The sequence below is a fragment of the Pseudomonas sp. MF08875 genome (genome assembly GCF_059862525.1).
The window spans coordinates 77,147-96,504 of sequence record NZ_JCBCUW010000023.1 but is presented as its reverse complement, the minus strand read 5'-3'; the positions used below and the strand labels follow the sequence as shown (position 1 = coordinate 96,504).

Genomic DNA, 19,358 nt, shown 5'->3' with positions numbered 1-19,358 from the left:
GATCGCTGATGATCGGGGCAGTGGGGTTCATGGGCGTGAAATCCAAACCAGGCATAAGGTTGCGAAATTCGCAGTTCAGCCAGTCGGCCATAACCCGCCAAAGAGGCTAACAGCGTTGGGATGTGAAACGCGCCAGGCAGCGGGGCGCGGCGGCATTGTGCCTAGTTGCGGGGGAGGATTGAGGGGGGGTGGAGCGTTTAAATATGAGGCCTACATAAATTAGAGAAACGCCCTACACAACATGTCAGCCGGGGTCACAGTGGGCCCCCTCACAAAGCGGCCTGCAAGGGGAATGCACGGCGGGCGGGGCCCATCAGGAGAAGTTCTGCACCAGCACTTCGCTGCCCGCGCCCAGGCGCCGGTAACTGAGCAGCGCCGCCGCCAGCACTACCGCCCCGGCCGCCAGCGCCAGCCAGAAACCGCTGCGGGCGCCGAACTGGTCCACCAACGCGCCGGAACCGGCGGCGCCAATCGCCACGCCGACGCTCAGGCCGGTGATAAGCCAAGTCAGGCCTTCGGTAAGACGGGCCGGCGGCACCAGTTTTTCGATCAGGGCCATGGCTACGATCAGGGTCGGGGAGAAGAACCAACCGGCCACGAACACCGCCAGGGACAAGCCGAGGATATCGCTGGCCAACAACAGAGGCAGGGTGGTCAGGGCCGTGGCCATGCCACCGTAGAGGAACAAGCGGGGCAAGGGGATGGCGGTTTTCCACGCGCCAAAGGCCAGGCCTGCCACGCACGAACCGATGGCGTACACCGACAACACGATGCTCGCCGCCGCCGGTTGCCCCTGCTGCTGGGCAAAGGCCACGCTGACCACGTCCACCACCCCGGCGATGGTGCCCATGGCCATCATCAACAGGCACAACAGGCGCACCGCGCCACTGCGGATCACCGAGCGCTGGCGGCCGGCCGCGCGGGGGTGAATCGCCGGCTCCGTGGCCCGTTGCAGCACGAACGCGGTCACGCCGATCACCAGCATCACCAATGCCACCAACGGCCCGGCCTCGGGGAACAGGCCCACCGACAAACCCACCGCCACGGGCGGGCCGAGGATGAAGCACAGCTCATCGAGCACCGACTCAAGGGCGTAAGCGGTTTGCAGCTGTGGCTGGCCGCGGTACAGCGCCGTCCAACGCGCCCGCACCATGGGCGACATGCTGGGCATGCAACCGGCCAGCGCGGCGAACACGAACAGCATCCAGTGGGGCGCCTGCAAGCGGGTGCACACCAGCACCATCAGCAACCCGCCGCCGCCCACCAACGCCGCCAGCGGCAGCACCCGGCCCTGGCCGAAGCGGTCCACCAGGCGCGACACCTGGGGCGCGCAAAAGGCCGTGGCCAGGGCGAAGGTCGCCGCCACCGCCCCCGCCAGGGCATAGCCGCCCTGCAATTGGGCGAGCATGGTAATCAGGCCGATCCCCGTCATGGAATACGGCATGCGCGCCACTATGCCCGCCAGGACAAAGGCCCGGGTGCCAGGGAGCTGGAAGAGTTCGCGGTAAGGGTTGGCCATGGGGCTGGGTCTCTGGGTCGGGGTGTGACGCAGCATCAAAGCACAGGTCAGGGACCTGCAAATACCCAGAGTGTGTAGGTGTTTGGTAAGGACCGTGGGTAGCCAGCGGGCAGCCCGCTGGCTACGTCAGAATCAGTATCAGGCGATCAGTGCCGTTTGTGCTTGCGCTTGTGCTTGCTCGACTTGCCGTGGCTCTTGCCGTCGTCGTTGGACAGGTTGCTGCCCACTGCCCCACCCGCCGCACCGCCCAGGCCCGCGCCGATGGTGGAACCGGTGGAACCACCCAACTGGTTACCGACCACCGAGCCACCCGCACCGCCCAGGCCACCACCGATGGCGGCCTCGGTGCGGCTGCCCTTGCGCGCACCCACCGCACTGCCCGCCGCGCCACCGACGCCAGCACCGATGGCCGCGCCGGTGCTACCGCCCAGTTGCTGGCCGACCACGTTGCCCAGGGCACCGCCCAGGCCGCCGCCGACGGCAGCGGTGCCATCCCCTGCCGCCATTGCACCTTGTGCGGCGAGCAGACCGAAAACCAGAGCAGGCAGTGTTAGACGCATGACGAGAACCTCGAGAATCGCAATGGGAGTGCCCGACCCACGCGCCGGTAAAGGCGCGGTGCGGGCGACAAAGGATTGGACAGGCAATGGCGAGAGAGATTCACACAGGCAAAAAAAAGCCCGCTGGGGAAGACGGGCTTGAATGGATCTGCTTTTTAACGGATGAGCTGAGACTACCGAGGCGCTTGTGAATAATTCGTGAAAGGAATGTGGACAGAACGAGAAATAACGCCCACAACCGTAGGAAAGTTCCTAAAAATACATCACACAGGCATCGCCGCCAGAGCCATGATGGCCGCCAAGGCCTGCTCCCCTGCCTCGGGCGCCAGTGCCGCCTCGCGCCCTGCCCCACGCAGGACCGACAACCCCTCCAGCAGCGCCACGATCAACACCGCCCGCCCCCGTATCGTTTCGGCCGGCACCTGGGCTGCGTCCCGCGCCAGCAGCACACACACGCGGTCGATGTAGGCCTGGTAGAACCCGGTCAGCGCGGTGTTGGCCGCCGGGTCGTGGCCGGCCATCGCCCACAGTTCCCACAGCACCTGGCAGTCCTGGCAGTGCAGATGGCTGTCGAGTACCAGGGTCAGGGCCGAGGCCAGGTCGTCTGGAGCCGCGGCCAGGCGCTGGTCCCACTCGCGCAGATAACGCTCGACCACCGCTGCCAGCAGGCTGTCCAGAGAGGGGAAGTAATACTGCACATGGCTCAGGGACAGGTCCGCCGCGCTGGCCACCGCACGCATACGAAAGCCATGGGCGCCCTGCTGCGCCAGCACTTGCAACGCCGCCTCCAGAACCCGCTCGCGGCGCACCTCGCCTTTTGTCGCCATCCCTTACCTCCTGACCGTTGAAAAAAACCTCGACGCCGCCCGCCACCGATGCCAATAATTGGTCAATTGACCAAATATAGGAAATCACCCCGTGAAAGTACACCGCGTATTGCTGGCCGGCGGGGCCGGCGTCGTCGGCGCGCAAGTGGCGGCCATGCTGCATCGGCGCCAGCCCCAAGTACAGTTGATTGTCGCCGGGCGTCGCGTGCAGGCCGCCGAGGCGGTGGCGCGGCCCCTGGGCGCTGAAGCGCTGCAACTGGACATCGACGGGCCGCAGTTCCCGGCCCTGGCCGAGGGCACGCTGATCGTCGCCCTGGCCAATGACCGCCACGACCGCTTGCTGCGGTTCGCCTTGGACGGCGGCCATCCTTATATAGATGTCACGCGCTGGACCGAGCGCCTCAAGCAAGCGCTGGTGTGCGTCGCCAGTGGCCCGCCGCCACGGGCGCCGGTGGTCTTCGCCTCGGCATGGATGGCCGCCACCGCCGGCCTGATGGCCCGCGAACTGGTGCAGGACTTGGCCAGCGTCGAGCGCATCAGCCTGGACATTCTCTACGCCTTGGCCGACCGCGCCGGGCCGAACTCGGTGGAGTACCTGGATCGTCTGTCGGTGCCCTTCCACACCTTGGATGGCGGGCAGTGGCAGCAGCGCCAGGGTTTCAGCGACGGCCAGGTGGCGAATTTCGGCGACGCCGGGCGCCACACCACGTACCGCTTCGACACCCCCGACCAAGCCAGCCTGCCGCACCTGTTGGGCGCGGCGACGGTGGAAGCGCGCATCGCCTTCGACGACCGCAACGCCACGCGCCTGTTGCGCACCCTGGTGGCCTGCGGCGTGTGGAAGCTGATTGCCGGCCCGCGCTTTACTCCCCTGCGCCGCGCCATGCTGTACAACCCCGGCAACGGCGGGCCGCACCGCATCCGCCTGCGCGCCGCAGGCACGGACCGGCAGGGCAGCCCCGCACAGCGCACGCTGTTGCTGACCGACCCCGCCGGCCAGACCCACCTCACCGCCCTGGGCACCGTGCTGCAAATCGAGCGCCTGCTGGGCCTGGAACAACCGCCACCCGCACCGGGGGTTTATTTGGGGGAAAACCTGCTCGACCCCTGCCAGACCAAAGCACAGCTTCAGGCAGAAGGTGTGTTGATAAGCGAGTAAAAAACCATGCTGACGGGCGAGATAGAACCGCCCGGTTGCCTGCGACAGAGAATGACCGTTTATCGGGCGAGAACTATTCACCCAGAACAAGGTAAAACGCCCTACATAGCTGCTCTCGTTATATCCCTAGATTGGCGCCTTCATTTTTCAACACGGTAATTTCCTCGTGTTTAAGCGCCTTTTCTTACTCATCACCTGTAGCTTTTTCGTACACATCAGCCAAACCACAGCCAGCCCACTGCCCCAGGTCATCGACCGTGCCCACGATTTGATTGGCACACCCTATCGCTGGGGCGGCAACAGCGAAAAAAGCGGTTTCGATTGCAGCGGCCTGATGGTCTACCTATTTCACCATGAAGCCGACATCAAGTTGCCTCGCACCACCGCCGCCATGGTCAAGGCCGGCTACAAGACCGTTGAAAAGCCCCATTTGAAACCGGGAGACGCGGTGTTTTTCGCGCGCAATGGCAAAGGCCCGATCAACCATGTGGGGCTGTACATCGGTGACGACAAATTCATCCACGCCCCGCGCACCGGCAAAAACGTGCGCATCGACAGCTTGAGCAACAACTATTGGCGGCGCAGCTACAAAACCGCCAAGCGCTTCCATGAACCGCCACCGCGCCCGTTCAACGCCACCGCCGCCCAGCAAGGCCTGGCCCTTCAGAGCCACCAACGCAGTAGGTAGAACATCCCCATGCTCAGCAGCACCGTGGTCAGCACACGGCCAGTCCACAGCATCAGCCCCACCGCACACAGGCCGGCCCACAGGTAAGGGTTGGCCGGGTTGAGGTTGAGCTGATGGTCACTGATGAAAATGATCGGCCCGCAGATCGCGGTGAGCATGCCCGGCACCGCGAAACCAAGAAAATCCTTCACGTTGCGCCCCAGGCGCAATGGCAGCCGCGGTTCCAGGAACAGGTAGCGGTTGAAAAAAACGATCAGGCCCATGCCCACAATAATGGCGAAGATCATCACAGGCGCACCGCCAGGCGTTTGCACATAAACCCGGCGGCCATGCCCGCCAACCCCGCGGCGACCACCGCCGACTCCCACCGCCAGTAGCTGAACAGCACCGCGCAAAACAGCGACACCGCCACGCAGATCACCGTAGGCACGTCGCGCACCACCGGCGTAATCAAGGCAATGAAAGTTGCCGCGATGGAGAATTCCAGCCCCAGGTGTTCCAGCCCCGGGATGCTCTTGCCCAACACGATGCCGGCGAGGGTGAAGAGGTTCCAGATCAGGTAAAAACTCAGGCCCACCCCCAGGGCGTACCAGCGGTTGAAGGTCTGGCGGTCGTACTGGCTGACCAGAGCGAAGAACTCGTCGGTGAGCAAAAAGCCCAAGCCCATACGCCAGCGCAACGGCAGCGGCGACAGGGTCGTGCGCATGTGCATGCCATACAGCAAGTGCTGGGAGGTCAACAAAAGCGTGGTCAACAAGATCGACAGCGCGCCCGCGCCACCTTTAATCATGCCGATGGCCACCAGTTGCGCCGCGCCGGCAAACACAATCACCGACAGGCCCTGGCTTTGCAGCGGCGTGAGTTGAGCGTCGATGGCGGTGGACCCGGCCAGCAGGCCCCAGGGCGCACAGGCCAGGGACAGCGGCAGGATCGCAATCGCGCCACGGACGAATGCATGTTGGGGAAGCGCAGTGGGCATCGCAGGGTGCTCATCAAGGTCGGCCGCCAAGGTTGGCAGTTTTGCCAATGCCTGTCTTGAACGATCTTGCGTTGCGAACGTAGAAAACGGCACAAATGGGGCGCCAAACGGCGGCGAATGGGGGCGGCATGCAAATAAAACCGGTCAATTACCGTTTTTATTTGCGCTTGGACTAACCTTTTAGACCATTCAGCCGATGATATTCCCCCCGTCATACCATCAAGAGCATAGGGATATGAGAAACAACCAGCCTGTCACCCACAGAGAAGTCGCCCTGGGTTCGTCGCAAAAGCTCATCTCCACTACCGATGCCCGGGGTGTCATCACCTACTGCAACGATGCGTTTGTCGCGATCAGCGGCTTTGAGCGCGATGACCTGATCGGCGCCCCGCAGAACATCGTGCGCCACCCCGATGTACCGTCCGCCGTGTTCGCCCACATGTGGGCGGCCCTCAAGCAAGGGCGCCCGTGGATGGGCATCGTCAAGAACCGCAGCAAGAATGGCGACCACTACTGGGTCAACGCCTACGTCACGCCGATCTTCGAGGGCAACCAAGTGGTGGGCTACGAGTCGGTGCGGGTCAAGCCCACGGCCCGGCAGATCCAGCGCGCCCAAGCCCTGTATCTGCGCATCAACCAGGGCAAACCGGCCCTCCCCCGGCGCCATCTGTGGCTGAGCCTGGCCCAAGACTGGCTGCCATTGCTGCTGCTTAGCCAAGTGAGCGCGGCGCTGATGCTGTGGCTCGGCGCGTCGCTGGCTTTCGCCCTGGCGGCGGTGCTGGCCATCGCCCTTGGCGGTGCGACCCTGTACGGGCGTAAAAACGGCCTCAAGCATTTGCTCCAGGGTGTGGAACGCAGCACCTGTGATGGTTTGATCGCCCAGATGTACAGCGACGGCCGTGGCCCCCAGGCGCGCCTGGAAACCGCCCTCATCAGCCAGGACGCACGCCTGAAAACCTGCCTCACGCGCCTGCAGGACAGCGCCGAGCAGGTCAATCAATTGGCCAGCCGCTCCGACACGCTCGCCGCCGATAGCTCCAAAGGCCTGGAACGCCAGCGCGTGGAAACCGAGCAGGTGTCCACCGCCGTCAACCAGATGGCCGCCACCACACAGGAAGTGGCCAGCCATGTACAGCGCACCGCCGACGCGACCCAGCAGGCCCATCAACTGACCAGCCATGGCCGCAACGTGGCCCGCGACACCCGCCAGGCCATCGAGCGCCTATCGGTGGTGGTGGGCGAAACTGGCGAGACCGTGGCTCAACTGGCCCGCGACAGCAATGAAATCGGCACGGTGGTGGACGTCATCAAAGGCATCGCCGACCAAACCAACCTGCTGGCCCTCAACGCCGCCATCGAAGCGGCGCGGGCCGGCGACATGGGCCGCGGCTTCGCGGTGGTCGCCGACGAAGTGCGGCAACTGGCCCAGCGCACCACACAATCGACCCAGCAAATCCACCAACTCATCACCCAGCTCCAGCAGTCGTCCAACAACGCGGTGCAGGTCATGGCCAGCGGGCATCGCCAGGCCGAAGAAGGCGTGGCCTGGGTGCTCGAAGCGGACAAGGCGCTGGTGGGCATCAGCGATGCGGTGGCCCACATCACCGATATGACCACCCAAATCGCCGCCGCCACCGAGGAGCAAACCGCCGTGGCCGAAGAGATCAGCCGCAACATCACCACCATCGCCCACCTCGCCGACCAGACCTCCGAGCAGGCCCAGCATTCGGCCCTGCTCAGCCAGGAACTGACCCGCACCGCCACCACCCAGTACTCCCTGGTGGAACGCTTCAACCGCTAGCCGCGAGCGGGGCGACGCCAGTTGCGGCGCCCCGTGCGCGACAAGTTTTCCTGTTGTGCAGCTACAAGTTTTTTTGTTGGACGCATCCCCCCCTGGCGGCAAAGATGCTCGCCACTGACGCTGGACCTCCCGGGTCAATAATAAAAACCGAGTCGCGCTGCGCGCCGTTCTCCAAGCATGAACCTGACCTGCGCGTCGGTTCGCTGTGGCGCCGTGGCCTGCCGCTGAGGACTTCAACCCCATGCAAACCGTCGTGAACCTGTGGCCGCTGATAGGCGTGCTCGTCATCGTGGTCGGCTTCGTGCTGCGCTTTAACCCCTTGCTCGTCGTCACCGCGGCGTCTATCGCCACGGGCCTGGCCGCACACTTTTCCCCGGAAAAAATCCTCGCCACCATGGGCGAAGGCTTCATCGAAACCCGTGCCCTGCAACTGATCCTGCTGCTGCCCCTGGCCGTCATCGGCCTGCTGGAACGCCACGGCCTGCGCCTGCATGCGCAGAACTGGATCGCACGGTTCCAGCGCGCCACCGTCGGGCGCCTGCTGATTATTTACCTGTTCGTGCGCGAATCCACCGCCGCCATGGGCCTGACCAGCCTGGGCGGGCACCCGCAAATGGTGCGCCCGCTGCTGGCGCCCATGGCCGAGGGCGCAGCGGAAAAACGCTACGGCAAACTCCCCGATGCCCTGCGCCACAAAGTCCTGGCCATGTGCGCGGCCACCGATAACGTGGGGCTGTTCTTTGGCGAAGACATCTTCGTCGCCTTCGGTGCGATTGCCTTGATGCACACCTTCCTGTTGGGCTCGGGCCTGGACGTCGAACCGCTGCACATCGCCTTCTGGGGCATCCCCACGGCCATTTGCGCGTTCATCATCCACGCCATCCGCCTGCACCGTTTCGATCGCATGCTGACCCGCGAAATGCAGCCCACCGGGCAACCCGGCCGCCAGGTGGAGAGCGCGCAATGATTATCTCGATCCAATACCTGTTCTGGCTGGCCGGAGTGCTGCTGCTCATCACCGCCGGCATGATCCTCAGCGACCGCAGCCACCCCAAGCGCTGGTCCACCGGGCTGTTCTGGATGCTCTTCGCCGTGGTCTTCCTGGTGGGTGAACGCCTTGACCCGGCCGTCGTCGGCGGCGGTGTGGTGCTGATGGCAATCATCGCCGGCCTGGGCGGCGTCGGCCGTGGCGCCCACGCCGAATTGCACGTCAAGGCCGCCCGCGCCAGTGCCGGACGCCTGGGCCACAAACTGTTCATTCCGGCCCTGGCCATTCCGCTGACCACCGTCATCGGTTCAGTGCTGCTCAAGCACACCGAGATCGGCGGCGTGCCACTGCTGGACCCGAAGAACACCACTTTCGTCTCCCTCGGCCTGGGCTGCCTGATCGCCCTCGGGCTGGCCTGCTGGCTGACCCGCGACACGCCGATCCAGGCCATGCGCGAATCCCGGCGCCTGACCGAAGCCCTGGGCTGGGCCATGGTGCTGCCGCAGATGCTGGCCATGCTCGGCCTGCTGTTCAACGAAGCGGGCGTGGGCGACGCCGTGGCGCACGTGGCCACTACCTACATCAACCTCGACCTGCGCCTGGTGGCGGTGATGGTCTACGTACTGGGCATGGCCCTGTTCACCGTCATCATGGGCAATGGCTTCGCCGCGTTCCCGGTGATGACCGGCGGCATCGGCGTACCGGTGCTGGTGGGTGTGTTCGGTGCCAACCCCGCCGTGATGGCGGCCATCGGCATGTTCTCCGGCTACTGCGGCACCCTGATGACGCCCATGGCGGCCAACTTCAACATCGTCCCCGCCGCGCTGCTGGAACTGCCGGACAAAAACGCCGTTATCAAGGCCCAGATGCCCACCGCGCTGCTGATGCTGGTGGTCAACATCATCCTTCTCTACCTGTTGATGTGAGGCGCCAATGAACACCCTGCTGCTGACCGGGTTCGAGCCCTTCGACCAAGACCCCATCAACCCCTCCTGGGAAGTGGCGCGCAGGCTCGACGGCGTGCAGTTGCGCGACGACCTGCGGATCGTCGCCCGCCAGTTGCCCTGCGCCTTCGCCACCGCGCCGGGCAGCCTGGCGCAACTGCTGGCCGAACACCGCCCGCAGATGGTCATCGCCCTGGGCCTGGCCTCGGGGCGCCCAGACCTGTCCATCGAACGCGTGGCCATCAACCTCCACGACGCCCGCATCCCGGACAACCTCGGCCAGCAACCCATCGACACCCCCGTCGCCCCCGACGGCCCCGCGGCCTACTTCAGCACCCTGCCCGTCAAAGCCATGGTCAAAGCCCTGCGCGAAGCCGCCATCCCCGCCAGCGTTTCACACACCGCCGGTACCTTTGTCTGCAACCAGGTGTTCTACCTCCTGCAACACAGCCTCGCCGGCACCGGCATACGCAGCGGCTTTATCCACGTTCCCTGCCTGCCCGCCCCCACCACGCCCCATCCGACCATGGCTTTGGCCACACAAGTCGAGGGCCTGCGCATCGCTGCGCTGGCGGCTTGGGAGACTGCGGTGGATGTGGTGGAGAGTGGGGGGCAGGTGAGTTAGGGGCAGTAACGGCTGGTTCCACAGCGCTTCTGCCCGCACGTAAACATGCACTGAGCCTGTAGCGTGATGACCCGAAGGCCGACTTTCCAGATGCCAGAAACCACAAAACCCCTGATTTCGCTAGAAACCAGGGGCTTTGTGTATCGAATATGGCGGTTGAGGAGGGATTCGAACCCTCGATACAATTTCTTGTATACACACTTTCCAGGCGTGCTCCTTAAGCCACTCGGACACCCAACCGTTGCTCTTCAAACTCTTTCAGTCTGTCGAGGCGCGCTAATGTAGTCGAAAGCTTTTCCGATGGCAAAGGTTTTTTTCAGAATTTTCATGCGCTTAAGGCATTTAGGCAGCTTGCCCGGCTGGGGTGCAGGGCAAACCGGCCAATCTCTGGCTTGGCGGGCCCTTCTATATAGAAGGTAATGGGCCGCGGGCGTGGCGGGTGGGGCCTGGCGCTGGGCTCGGGGCTGACCGGGCGGTCAGTCACGGCGCTTTACCTGGAGGGTGGCGGTGAGTAACGTCTGCCTACTTCATTACAAGGAATAGCGTCATGAGTGAGTTGATTTCCTACCACCTCGAAGACGGTATCGCGACCCTGACGTTGAACAACGGCAAGGTCAATGCCATTTCCCCGGACGTGATTGCCGCGTTCAATAGCGCGCTGGACCAGGCAGTGGCCGACCGTGCCGTGGTCATCATTACCGGGCAGCCGGGGATTCTGTCCGGTGGCTATGACCTGAAAGTCATGACCTCCGGCCCCAAGGAGGCGGTGAGCCTGGTGACCCAGGGCTCCACACTCGCGCGGCGCCTGCTGTCGCATCCCTTCCCGGTGATCGTCGCCTGCCCTGGGCACGCGGTGGCCAAAGGTGCCTTCATTCTGTTGTCGGCCGATTACCGCATTGGTGTCGACGGCCCGTTCAGCATTGGCCTGAACGAAGTGCAGATCGGCATGACCATGCACCACGCCGGCATCGAGCTGGCCCGCGATCGCCTGCGCCGTTCGGCGTTTCACCGTTCGGTCATCAATGGCGAGATGTTCAACCCGCAGAGCGCGGTAGACGCCGGTTTCCTCGACAAGGTTGTGGCCCCTGAAGAGTTGCAGAGTGCAGCGCTGGAAGCTGCCCGTCAGTTGAAGAAGATCAACATGACCGCCCACAAGAACACCAAGCTCAAAGTGCGTAAGGCCCTGCTCGATGCCCTGGAGAGCGCGATCGCCCAGGATCAGCAGCACATGGGCTAAGCCGCGCTCCCTGGCCGCAAAAAAAACCGCATCCCTGGGGCTGCGGTTTTTTTCTGCCTGGAGTTTGCCTTCGAAGGCGTGGCTGACTTGCGCCCGAACTCTCGCCGTGAGGGGTGACGTGTGAGCTGTTTGGAGGGTGCCGATGGAGCGGCCCGGTGAGCATCCCCACGCAACATAGAGACTTGATCCGACACCATCTGCCGGAAACATGCGCTTAAACATCCGCTATCTCCTACCTCCACCGGGGTAATTGTGCAAAACAGTGCACATCCGTACACTGCGCCACCTTTTGTCCCGGCGGGCCCACAAATGCTGTACCTGTTTCGCATGTTGCTGATGAGCCTGCACTTTCTGCTAGCAGGTGTGCTGGGCGTGGTGCTCGGCCTATGCCGCCCGTTCAACCCAGACAACAGCCGCCTGTGCGCGCGGCTCTACGCCTGGCCGGCGATGTGCATTTTGCGCCTGCGGGTGCGGGCCAAAATTGCCTCCCTCAAGCATAAGCCGTCGGGCTGCGTGATCGTCGCCAACCACCAGTCCAACTACGACCTGTTCGTGCTGGGCAACGTGGTGCCCTACCGCACCGTGTGCATTGGCAAAAAGAGCCTGAAGTGGGTACCGCTGTTCGGCCAGTTGTTCTGGTTGGCGGGCAATGTGCTGATCGACCGCGGCAACGCCCGCAAGGCGCGCCAGGCGATGCTCACCACCACCGAGACTTTGCAGCACAAGGACACCTCCATCTGGGTGTTCCCCGAAGGCACCCGCAACCTGGGCCAGGACCTGCTGCCGTTCAAGAAAGGCGCGTTCCATATGGCCATCGCCGCTGGCGTGCCGATCATCCCGGTGTGCGTGAGCAGCTACATCACCCACATGCGCCTGAATCGCTGGAACAGCGGGCAGATCCTGATCGAATCACTGGCCCCCATCCCCACCGCCGGCCTGACCCTGGACGACATCCCCGGGTTGATCGAACAATGCCGCGTGCAAATGCACGACTGTATCGCCGCCCTCGACCGCCAAGTGCTGGCCCGGTAGTAGCAAGCGGGCTGGCCCGCGCTGGGTGCGTAGCGCACCCCGACGGTGTATTGCCCAGTAGAGGTTTACGACCCTGCGCAGCCGAGCGCAGGCAAGCCTGCTGACTACTCAAGCACGCTCAGGCTAAGCTGCACGCTGTTTGTGGCCAGAAGAAGTGAACCGGGACCATGGGTAGAGTCGTTGCAGCAGCGGTGTACAGCGCCGGCAAGAAAGTCACCAACATCACCCTCGACGAAGGCAGTGCCTGGGCCGCCAAGCCCGGCCACTTTGTGTGGATCGGCCTGGAAGAGCCCGATGCCCAGGAGCTCGCCAACCTGCAACGCCAGTTCAACTTGCATGAACTGGCCATCGAAGACGCCCTGGAAAAACACAGCCGCCCCAAGCTGGAAACCTTCGGCGACGCACTGTTTATCGTGACCTACTCGCCGATCCGCACCGCCGGCAAGCTGGAGTTCATCGAAACCCACATCTTCGCCGGCAAGGGCTACATCATCACCGCCCGCAACGGCCACTCGGCGTCCTATGCCCACGTGCGCCAGCGCTGCGAGGCGCGGCCGCTGCTGCTGGAGCACGGCGAAGATTTCGTGCTCTACGCCTTGCTCGACTTCGTGATCGAGAACTATCAGCCCGTGGGCGAAGCCATTCATGCCGAAATCGATGAACTGGAGCGCAACGTGCTGTGCAGCGCGATGAACGAACGCGACGTGCTGGCCCTGCACAGCCTGCGCCGCGATGTGCTGCGCCTGCGCCGCTATGCCGCGCCCATGGTGGAGATCAGCGAGGAGCTGCAAAAGCTCAACTTCCCGTTTATCGACAAGAACATGCGCCCCTACTTTCGCGACGTGCAGATCCACGTCACGCGGCAGATGGAAGATTTGTCGACTCTGCGCGATATCGCCAGCCAGACCATTGAGATCGGCGTGCTACTCGAAGCGGCGCGCCAGAGCGTGGTGCAACGCAAATTCGCGGCGTGGGCGGCGATCCTCGCCTTCCCCACCGCCGTGGCGGGCATCTATGGGATGAACTTCGAGAACATGCCTGAACTGACCTGGCACTACGGCTACTTCGGCGTGCTGGGGTTCATAACCTTGGGGTGCGTGGGGTTGTGGGCCAGCTTCAAGCGCTCGGGGTGGCTGTAGCAAACCACATGGCTACGTTGTCGGAGCAACTGTCTTACCTCTCCCACTCGTCACCGCCATTCAATGCCGCCATCGCGAGCAGGCTCGCTCCCACAGTGGAAAAATGAAAATCCCGCCCACACCCCCGTTCAACTGTGGGAGCGGGCTCGCCCGCGATGGCCGCATTCCAATCACTAGAGAGGCTGCGGTTTTACCCGCCTCATCGCGGGCAAGCCCGCACCCACAAGCCTTCTTCCACACAAGCGCCCACCAGGCAGTGGCGGTCTGTCAGGCCTGATGCGCCACAAACCGCATCATCCACTCCGCCACCGTGGTGCCGTGGTGGTCGTGTTCCAGGCTGGCCACGCCGCGGGTGTAGACCTGTTCCCCCAGGTGCTGCTGGCGCAGGTCGAGCAAGGCGCGGGAGTAGTCGTGAATGAATTCCGGGTGGCCCTGGAAGCACAGCACCTGGTCATTGATGTGGTAGGCGGCGAACGGGCAGAAATCGCTGGAGGCGATCACCGTGGCGTTTTCCGGCAGCGCGGTGACCTGGTCCTGGTGGCTGATGAGCAGCGTCAGTTCTTCCACCACCGGGCTCATCCACGGCGCCTTGGCCGCCAGTTGATAGTTGTGGGTGCCCACGCCCCAGCCCTGGGTCGCGCGCTCGCTGCGCCCACCCAGCAACAGCGCCAGCAACTGATGGCCAAAGCAGATGCCCAGCAGTTTGTCGCCGCGCTCGTAGCGCTCAAGCAGGTAGGTCTTGAGGGTTTCGATCCACGGGTCGGTGCCGAAGGAATCGGCCTTGCTGCCGGTGACCAAGTAGGCGTCGAAGTGTTGGTCATCGGCCGGGTACTGGCCCTGCATCACGTTGTAAACGGTGAACTGGGCGGCAATCGGCTGGCGTGAAAACAAGCGCTGGAACATCTGCCCGTACCCCTGGTATTGGTCCACCAGTTCGGGGCGCAGAACGTCGGTTTCCAGAATGCAGATGTGTAGCGACATAAAAAGTACCTGACACGGTAAAGGCAAGAGCGCACGCCCCAGAGCCTGCCTTGAAATACCAGCCCAAGGCAAGCGTCGGGGCGCGGCTCAACCAGTCAGAACAACTGCCCCCGGGCGGCTTTTTCCAGCAGCAGCGCCGGCGGCGCGAAGCGCTCGCCGTACTGCTCGCGCAGGTACTGGGCGCGGGCGACGAAATCAGCCACGCCGTACTGGTTGATAAATTGCAGCGCACCGCCGGTCCATGGGGCAAAACCGATGCCGAAGATCGAGCCGATGTTGGCGTCGGCGGTCGAACGCAGCACGCCCTCCTCCACGCAGCGCACGGTTTCCAGGGCCTGGATGAACAGCAGGCGATCACGCACGTCCTGGGGCGCGATCTGCCCGTCAGCCTTCTCGAACCGAGCCTTGAGTTCGGGCCACAGGTGCTTGGTGTCGCCCACCGGGTAATCGTAGAAACCGCCACCGGCGGCCTTGCCCGGGCGCTGATACTCGTTGAGCAACAGGTCGATCACGGCGAACGCTGGGTGCTCGGGCAACGGCTTGCCTTCGGCTTGCAGGTCTTTGATGGTCTGCTGGCGGATGTGGCTCATCAGGCTCAGGGACACTTCATCCGAGATCGCCAGCGGCCCGACAGGCATGCCGGCCTTGCGCGCCTCGGTCTCGATCATCGCTGCAGCGATGCCTTCGCCGAGCATGGCGATGCCTTCGTTGGTGAAGGTGCCGAACACCCGGGAGGTGAAGAAGCCGCGGCTGTCGTTGACCACAATTGGGGTTTTCTTGATTTGCAGGACGAAATCGAACCCCCGGGCCAGGGTTTCGTCGCGGGTGTGGGTGCCCTTGATGATTTCCACCAGGGGCATTTTGTCCACGGGGCTGAAGAAGTGCAGGCCAATGAACTTGCCTGGGTCCGGCACGGCCGTGGCGAGGCCACTGATGGGCAACGTGGAGGTGTTGGATGCGATCACCGCATCGGCGCCTACCACCTGCTGCGCCGCCGCCGAGACGCGCGCCTTGAGTTCACGGTCTTCGAACACTGCCTCGATCACCAGGTCGCAACCGGCCAAATCGGCGTCCTGCTCGGTGGCGTGGATGCGCGCCAGAGTGGCGTCGCGCTGCTCCGCGCTCAACTGGCCACGCGCAACCTTCTTGTCGAGCAGCGCCGCGCTGTGGGCTTTGCCCTTTTGCGCCGCCGCCAGGGTTACGTCTTTGAGCACCACCTCGATGCCGGCCACGGCGCTGACGTAAGCGATGCCGGCGCCCATCATGCCCGCCCCCAGCACACCGACCTTGCGCGTCACGGTCGGGGCAAACCCGGCGGGGCGCGAGCCGCCGGCGTTGATTTCGTTGAGCTGGAACCAAAAGGTGCCAATCATGTTTTTCGCCACCTGGCCGGTGGTCAGCTCAGTGAAGTAGCGGGCCTCGATCAACTGCGCGGTGTCGAAATCCACCTGCGCGCCTTCTACGGCGGCGCAAAGGATTTTCTCCGGGGCCGGCAGGCAGCCTTGGGTCTTGCTGCGCAGGATCGACGGGGCAATGGCGAGCATCTGCGCCACTTTCGGGTGGGACGGCGTGCCGCCGGGGATCTGATGGCCTTTGATGTCCCACGGCTGTTTGGCGCCGGGGTTGGCCAGAATCCAGGCGCGGGATTTGCTCAGCAGTTCATCGCGGTCCGCCGCCAACTCATCCACCAACCCGGCCTGCAAGGCTTGCTGGGGCCGCACTTTCTTGCCTTCAAGCAAATACGGCAGGGCTTTTTCCAGGCCCAGCATGCGCACCGTACGCACCACGCCACCGCCGCCCGGCAGCAGGCCGAGGGTGACTTCCGGCAGGCCGATCTGCACCGATGGATGGTCCAGCGCGACGCGGTGATGGCAGGCCAGGCAGATTTCCCAACCGCCGCCCAGAGCCGCGCCGTTGATCGCCGCAACCACTGGCACGCCGAGGGTTTCCAGGGCGCGCAGTTGGCCCTTGAGCTCCAGGATATTGCGGTAGAAGGCTTCGGCCTGGGGCTTGCCGACTTTGATGAGTTCGTTGAGGTCGCCGCCGGCGAAGAAGGTCTTTTTCGCCGAGGTAATGATGACGCCGGCAATCGCGTCTTTGTCGGCCGTGAGCCGGGCCACAGTGGCGGCCATGGCGTCGCGGTACACCGCGTTCATGGTGTTGGCGCTCTGGCCCGGCATGTCGATGGTCAGTACGACGATCCGGTCCTGGTCTTTTTCATAGCGAATGGCAGCGGTCATGGCAGCAGTTTCCTTGGAATGGGGGGCTCAGAGGCGTTCGATGATGGTGGCGATACCCATGCCGCCGCCGACGCAGAGCGTGGCCAGGCCATAGCGTTGCCCGCGCACTTCCAGTTCATCGAGCAAGGTGCCGAGGATGGCGCACCCGGTGGCGCCCAAGGGGTGGCCCATGGCGATGGAGCCGCCGTTGACGTTAACCCGCGCCGGGTCGATGGCCATGTCTTTGATGAACTTGAGCACCACCGAGGCAAAGGCTTCGTTGACCTCGAACAGGTCAATGTCCTCGACCCGCAGCCCGGCCTTGGCCAGGGCCTTGCGCGTGGCGGGCGCGGGGCCGGTGAGCATGATGGTCGGGTCGGTGCTGGTGACCGCCGTGGCAACGATCCGCGCCCGGGGCGTGAGGCCCAGTTCGCGGCCCTTGGCCTCGGAGCCGATCAGCATCAACGCGGCGCCATCGACAATCCCCGAGCTGTTGCCCGGGGTGTGTACGTGGTTGATCCGCTCCACGTGGCTGTAGACCCGCAGCGCCGTGGCGTCGAAGCCCATCTGGCCCATCATCTCGAAACTCGGCTTGAGGCTGCCCAGGCCTTCGAGGGTGGTGCTGGCGCGGATGAACTCGTCATGGGCCAGCAGCACGATGCCGTTCTGGTCGCGCACCGGCACCAGGGATTTGTCGAATGAGCCGTCGCCGCTGGCGCGTGCCGCTTTTTGCTGGGAATGCAGGGCGAAGCGGTCGACGTCGTCGCGGCTGAAGCCTTCGAGGGTGGCGATCAGGTCGGCGCCAATGCCTTGGGGCGCGAATTGGCTGTGGATGTTGGTTTGCGGGTCCAGGGCCCAGGCCCCACCGTCGCTGCCCATGGGCACGCGGGACATCGATTCGACGCCGCCGACCACCACCAAATCCTCGAAACCGGAACGCACTTTCATCGCCCCCAGGTTGACTGCCTCCAGCCCCGAGGCGCAAAAGCGGTTGATTTGCACACCGGCCACGCAGATATCCCAATCGGCCACCAAGGCAGCGGTCTTGGCGATATCGGCGCCCTGGTCACCCACGGGCGTCACGCAGCCCAGGACAATGTCATCGACCTGGCTGGTGTCCAGTGCCGTGCGCTGTTGCAGGGCGCCGAGCAACCCGGCCACCAGGTTCACGGGTTTGACGCTGTACAAGGCGCCGTCGGCCTTGCCTTTGCCACGGGGCGTGCGTAGTGCATCGAAAATCAACGCTTGGGTCATGACGTCCTCGAACCGCTGTGCAGGAGAGTGAATGGCGAGTTCCCACCTTAGGCTCGGCGGCGGCGGATTCAATGACCTAAGCGCTCACGGGCCTTGACGGTCACGCTCAGACGAACGGTAGTCGCCTAACGGATTGCCCCGCGTGAGGGCGCCACGTGTCTAGCCAAGGGGCCGCTAGGCGGCTGGCAATAGGCCTCATACCTATTTGGAAGGTTTTATAAAGACATCCATATGAAATGGGTCTAAGCCAGGCGCCACGTGGCCCCTAAGGTAAATTCTGTACGAGATAGCCGTCGGGTTTTGCCGGGGCTCTCGTCACAAGGAAAGTACAGCGCTTTGCCCAGACGGATCTGACAGGCAAGCATTTGACGCTCAGGAAATAACAAAAAAGGCAGTCAGCCATGTTTAAACACTCGAAAGTACGCCAGGCCGGGCTCATTCTTTTCGCCACCACTCTGCTGTTGATCGTGCCGAACATCACCAAGTTGATCGGGTAGACGTGGGTGTGCCAGTCTTGCCGGCTCGCCCGGTAACTGGCACATACCCCACTTTTTTCGACAGGCCTCCCTTCTTGAAAGCCCTTCTGCTGCTGGCAGCCCTGCTGCTTTGCCCGCCCTTGTCCGCGGCACAACTGGTGCTGGAGCTGGGCACCCCGCAACGCACCTGGCAAACCGCCGAACTGCTCGCCCACCCGCAAGCGCAAGCCGTGCATATCCGCAACGACGTGACCTATAAGCGCGACATGACTTACCGCGCCGTGCCCCTGGCAGCGTTGCTGACGGGCATTACTGCGGCCGATCACCTGCAAGCCGTGGCCCTGGACGGTTTTGCCGCCGAACTGGCCGCCGCGCCACTGTTGCAAACTGCCGGCGCCCAGGCTTGGCTGGCGGTGGAAGACCCGCAAGCACCCTGGCCGCCATTGGCCCAGGGCAAGCCCAGCGCCGGGCCGTTCTACCTGGTGTGGACACACCCGCAGGCCAGCGCCATCAGCCCCGAGCAGTGGCCGTTCCAAGTGACGCGAATCAAACGCCTGGCCCCGGTGGCCGAACGCTTCCCGGCGCTGCGCCCCGACCCGGCCCTGGCCAGCGACGACCCGGTCAACCGTGGCTTTGCGCTGTTCCAGAAAAACTGCCTGGCCTGTCATCGCCTCAATGGCGCGGGCGATGCCCAGGTCGGCCCGGACCTGAACCTGCCTTACAGCCCCACCGAATACTTCGGCGCCGACTTTCTCAAGCGCTACATCCGCGACCCGCAAAGCCTGCGCCACTGGCCCCAGGCAAAAATGCCGGGCTTTAACGCCAGCATTCTGCCGGATGAGCAATTGGCGTGGTTGGTGGAGTATTTGACCCATATGGCGGGGCGCAAACCGCGCCTTTGAGGCTGCGCGGCTGCTGTAGCAAGCGGCG

Annotated in this window: 18 protein-coding genes, 1 tRNA gene and 1 pseudogene; 11 read left to right on the top strand and 9 right to left on the bottom strand. The window is 63.9% G+C overall.

Translation table 11 applies throughout. The annotated features are described in order from the left end of the window. Nucleotides 1–313 precede the first annotated feature (313 nt). The 3 genes from AC19YT_RS15445 to AC19YT_RS15435 form a co-directional block, all read right to left on the bottom strand. On the bottom strand, nt 314–1,519 hold the full coding sequence (locus tag AC19YT_RS15445; RefSeq protein WP_095110890.1) for an MFS transporter: 1,206 nt from the start codon (nt 1,517–1,519) through the stop codon (nt 314–316). Nucleotides 1,520–1,665: 146 nt separating this feature from the next. Beyond that, entirely contained in the window at nt 1,666–2,079 is a 414-nt protein-coding gene (locus AC19YT_RS15440; RefSeq protein ID WP_095110889.1) for a glycine zipper domain-containing protein, read from the bottom strand. Nucleotides 2,080–2,342: 263 nt separating this feature from the next. Beyond that, a complete protein-coding gene (locus AC19YT_RS15435) occupies nt 2,343–2,906 on the bottom strand; it encodes a TetR/AcrR family transcriptional regulator (RefSeq protein ID WP_095110888.1) in 564 nt (187 codons plus the stop codon). Between the two features lie 91 nt (nt 2,907–2,997). Between AC19YT_RS15435 and AC19YT_RS15430 the strand changes: the two genes are divergently transcribed. Together AC19YT_RS15430 and AC19YT_RS15425 are read left to right on the top strand one after the other, a co-directional pair. Next, on the top strand, nt 2,998–4,065 hold the full coding sequence (locus tag AC19YT_RS15430; RefSeq protein ID WP_500610552.1) for a saccharopine dehydrogenase family protein: 1,068 nt from the start codon (nt 2,998–3,000) through the stop codon (nt 4,063–4,065). Nucleotides 4,066–4,231: 166 nt separating this feature from the next. Further along, entirely contained in the window at nt 4,232–4,753 is a 522-nt protein-coding gene (locus tag AC19YT_RS15425) for a C40 family peptidase (RefSeq protein ID WP_371856251.1), read from the top strand. Here AC19YT_RS15425 and AC19YT_RS15420 read toward each other — a convergent pair. Together AC19YT_RS15420 and AC19YT_RS15415 are read right to left on the bottom strand one after the other, a co-directional pair. Next, the gene (locus tag AC19YT_RS15420) at nt 4,729–5,040 is read right to left on the bottom strand and encodes an AzlD domain-containing protein (RefSeq protein ID WP_095110886.1); all 312 of its coding nucleotides are present in this window, start codon (nt 5,038–5,040) and stop codon (nt 4,729–4,731) included. The two genes, AC19YT_RS15425 and AC19YT_RS15420, sit on opposite strands and share 25 nt — an antisense overlap. Beyond that, nucleotides 5,040–5,732: an AzlC family ABC transporter permease gene (locus AC19YT_RS15415; RefSeq protein WP_095110885.1), complete on the bottom strand. Its 693-nt coding sequence runs from the start codon at nt 5,730–5,732 to the stop codon at nt 5,040–5,042. The genes AC19YT_RS15420 and AC19YT_RS15415 overlap by 1 nt, the downstream gene beginning before the upstream one ends. A gap of 196 nt (nt 5,733–5,928) precedes the next feature. On the opposite strand from AC19YT_RS15415, the pseudogene AC19YT_RS15410 reads away from it, so the two are divergent. The 5 genes and pseudogenes from AC19YT_RS15410 to pcp form a co-directional block, all read left to right on the top strand. After that, nucleotides 5,929–6,240 (top strand): annotated as a pseudogene (locus AC19YT_RS15410) (PAS domain-containing protein); the annotation flags it as partial. A 225-nt stretch (nt 6,241–6,465) separates the two neighbouring features. Next, nucleotides 6,466–7,533 carry a methyl-accepting chemotaxis protein gene (locus AC19YT_RS15405; RefSeq protein WP_500610553.1) on the top strand — a complete coding sequence of 356 codons (1,068 nt, stop codon included), beginning with the start codon at nt 6,466–6,468 and terminating at the stop codon, nt 7,531–7,533. Between the two features lie 241 nt (nt 7,534–7,774). After that, on the top strand, nt 7,775–8,500 hold the full coding sequence (locus tag AC19YT_RS15400) for a DUF969 domain-containing protein (RefSeq protein WP_095110883.1): 726 nt from the start codon (nt 7,775–7,777) through the stop codon (nt 8,498–8,500). Further along, the gene (locus tag AC19YT_RS15395; protein ID WP_500610551.1) at nt 8,497–9,447 is read left to right on the top strand and encodes a DUF979 domain-containing protein; all 951 of its coding nucleotides are present in this window, start codon (nt 8,497–8,499) and stop codon (nt 9,445–9,447) included. The genes AC19YT_RS15400 and AC19YT_RS15395 overlap by 4 nt, the downstream gene beginning before the upstream one ends. A gap of 7 nt (nt 9,448–9,454) precedes the next feature. Then, nucleotides 9,455–10,090: a pyroglutamyl-peptidase I gene (gene pcp, locus AC19YT_RS15390; RefSeq protein ID WP_095110881.1), complete on the top strand. Its 636-nt coding sequence runs from the start codon at nt 9,455–9,457 to the stop codon at nt 10,088–10,090. Between the two features lie 150 nt (nt 10,091–10,240). Here pcp and AC19YT_RS15385 read toward each other — a convergent pair. After that, nucleotides 10,241–10,330: transfer RNA gene (locus AC19YT_RS15385), tRNA-Ser, on the bottom strand. Nucleotides 10,331–10,637: 307 nt separating this feature from the next. On the opposite strand from AC19YT_RS15385, the gene AC19YT_RS15380 reads away from it, so the two are divergent. The 3 genes from AC19YT_RS15380 to AC19YT_RS15370 all read left to right on the top strand — a co-directional run bounded on the left by AC19YT_RS15380 (nt 10,638) and on the right by AC19YT_RS15370 (nt 13,498). Continuing rightward, nucleotides 10,638–11,327, top strand: a complete 690-nt coding sequence (locus AC19YT_RS15380) for a crotonase/enoyl-CoA hydratase family protein (protein ID WP_500610550.1) — start codon at nt 10,638–10,640, stop codon at nt 11,325–11,327. Nucleotides 11,328–11,636: 309 nt separating this feature from the next. Further along, a complete protein-coding gene (locus AC19YT_RS15375; RefSeq protein ID WP_095110879.1) occupies nt 11,637–12,359 on the top strand; it encodes a 1-acylglycerol-3-phosphate O-acyltransferase in 723 nt (240 codons plus the stop codon). Nucleotides 12,360–12,526: 167 nt separating this feature from the next. Further along, nucleotides 12,527–13,498 (top strand): magnesium and cobalt transport protein CorA, encoded by a 972-nt coding sequence (locus AC19YT_RS15370; protein WP_095110878.1) that lies wholly within the window; start codon nt 12,527–12,529, stop codon nt 13,496–13,498. Nucleotides 13,499–13,765: 267 nt separating this feature from the next. On the opposite strand, the gene AC19YT_RS15365 is transcribed toward AC19YT_RS15370, so the two are convergent. The 3 genes from AC19YT_RS15365 to AC19YT_RS15355 all read right to left on the bottom strand — a co-directional run bounded on the left by AC19YT_RS15365 (nt 13,766) and on the right by AC19YT_RS15355 (nt 17,952). Continuing rightward, nucleotides 13,766–14,479: an amidotransferase gene (locus AC19YT_RS15365; protein WP_095110877.1), complete on the bottom strand. Its 714-nt coding sequence runs from the start codon at nt 14,477–14,479 to the stop codon at nt 13,766–13,768. Nucleotides 14,480–14,574: 95 nt separating this feature from the next. Beyond that, the gene (locus AC19YT_RS15360) at nt 14,575–16,719 is read right to left on the bottom strand and encodes a 3-hydroxyacyl-CoA dehydrogenase NAD-binding domain-containing protein (RefSeq protein ID WP_095110876.1); all 2,145 of its coding nucleotides are present in this window, start codon (nt 16,717–16,719) and stop codon (nt 14,575–14,577) included. A 27-nt stretch (nt 16,720–16,746) separates the two neighbouring features. After that, nucleotides 16,747–17,952 carry an acetyl-CoA C-acetyltransferase gene (locus AC19YT_RS15355; RefSeq protein ID WP_500599161.1) on the bottom strand — a complete coding sequence of 402 codons (1,206 nt, stop codon included), beginning with the start codon at nt 17,950–17,952 and terminating at the stop codon, nt 16,747–16,749. Nucleotides 17,953–18,523: 571 nt separating this feature from the next. On the opposite strand from AC19YT_RS15355, the gene AC19YT_RS15350 reads away from it, so the two are divergent. Beyond that, nucleotides 18,524–19,330 carry a c-type cytochrome gene (locus tag AC19YT_RS15350; protein WP_500610549.1) on the top strand — a complete coding sequence of 269 codons (807 nt, stop codon included), beginning with the start codon at nt 18,524–18,526 and terminating at the stop codon, nt 19,328–19,330. Nucleotides 19,331–19,358 lie beyond the last annotated feature (28 nt).

What these genes read in the sequence shown, in the direction of transcription:
- AC19YT_RS15405 (WP_500610553.1), top strand. Translation starts at nt 6,466, where the DNA reads ATGCTGTGGCTCGGCGCGTCGCTGGCTTTCGCCCTGGCGGCGGTGCTG.
- AC19YT_RS15440 (WP_095110889.1), bottom strand. Translation starts at nt 2,079, where the DNA reads ATGCGTCTAACACTGCCTGCTCTGGTTTTCGGTCTGCTCGCCGCACAA.
- AC19YT_RS15400 (WP_095110883.1), top strand. Translation starts at nt 7,775, where the DNA reads ATGCAAACCGTCGTGAACCTGTGGCCGCTGATAGGCGTGCTCGTCATC.
- AC19YT_RS15375 (WP_095110879.1), top strand. Translation starts at nt 11,637, where the DNA reads ATGCTGTACCTGTTTCGCATGTTGCTGATGAGCCTGCACTTTCTGCTA.
- AC19YT_RS15420 (WP_095110886.1), bottom strand. Translation starts at nt 5,040, where the DNA reads ATGATCTTCGCCATTATTGTGGGCATGGGCCTGATCGTTTTTTTCAAC.
- AC19YT_RS15415 (WP_095110885.1), bottom strand. Translation starts at nt 5,732, where the DNA reads ATGCCCACTGCGCTTCCCCAACATGCATTCGTCCGTGGCGCGATTGCG.
- pcp (WP_095110881.1), top strand. Translation starts at nt 9,455, where the DNA reads ATGAACACCCTGCTGCTGACCGGGTTCGAGCCCTTCGACCAAGACCCC.
- AC19YT_RS15365 (WP_095110877.1), bottom strand. Translation starts at nt 14,479, where the DNA reads ATGTCGCTACACATCTGCATTCTGGAAACCGACGTTCTGCGCCCCGAA.
- AC19YT_RS15445 (WP_095110890.1), bottom strand. Translation starts at nt 1,519, where the DNA reads ATGGCCAACCCTTACCGCGAACTCTTCCAGCTCCCTGGCACCCGGGCC.
- AC19YT_RS15355 (WP_500599161.1), bottom strand. Translation starts at nt 17,952, where the DNA reads ATGACCCAAGCGTTGATTTTCGATGCACTACGCACGCCCCGTGGCAAA.
- AC19YT_RS15370 (WP_095110878.1), top strand. Translation starts at nt 12,527, where the DNA reads ATGGGTAGAGTCGTTGCAGCAGCGGTGTACAGCGCCGGCAAGAAAGTC.
- AC19YT_RS15435 (WP_095110888.1), bottom strand. Translation starts at nt 2,906, where the DNA reads ATGGCGACAAAAGGCGAGGTGCGCCGCGAGCGGGTTCTGGAGGCGGCG.
- AC19YT_RS15360 (WP_095110876.1), bottom strand. Translation starts at nt 16,719, where the DNA reads ATGACCGCTGCCATTCGCTATGAAAAAGACCAGGACCGGATCGTCGTA.
- AC19YT_RS15380 (WP_500610550.1), top strand. Translation starts at nt 10,638, where the DNA reads ATGAGTGAGTTGATTTCCTACCACCTCGAAGACGGTATCGCGACCCTG.
- AC19YT_RS15395 (WP_500610551.1), top strand. Translation starts at nt 8,497, where the DNA reads ATGATTATCTCGATCCAATACCTGTTCTGGCTGGCCGGAGTGCTGCTG.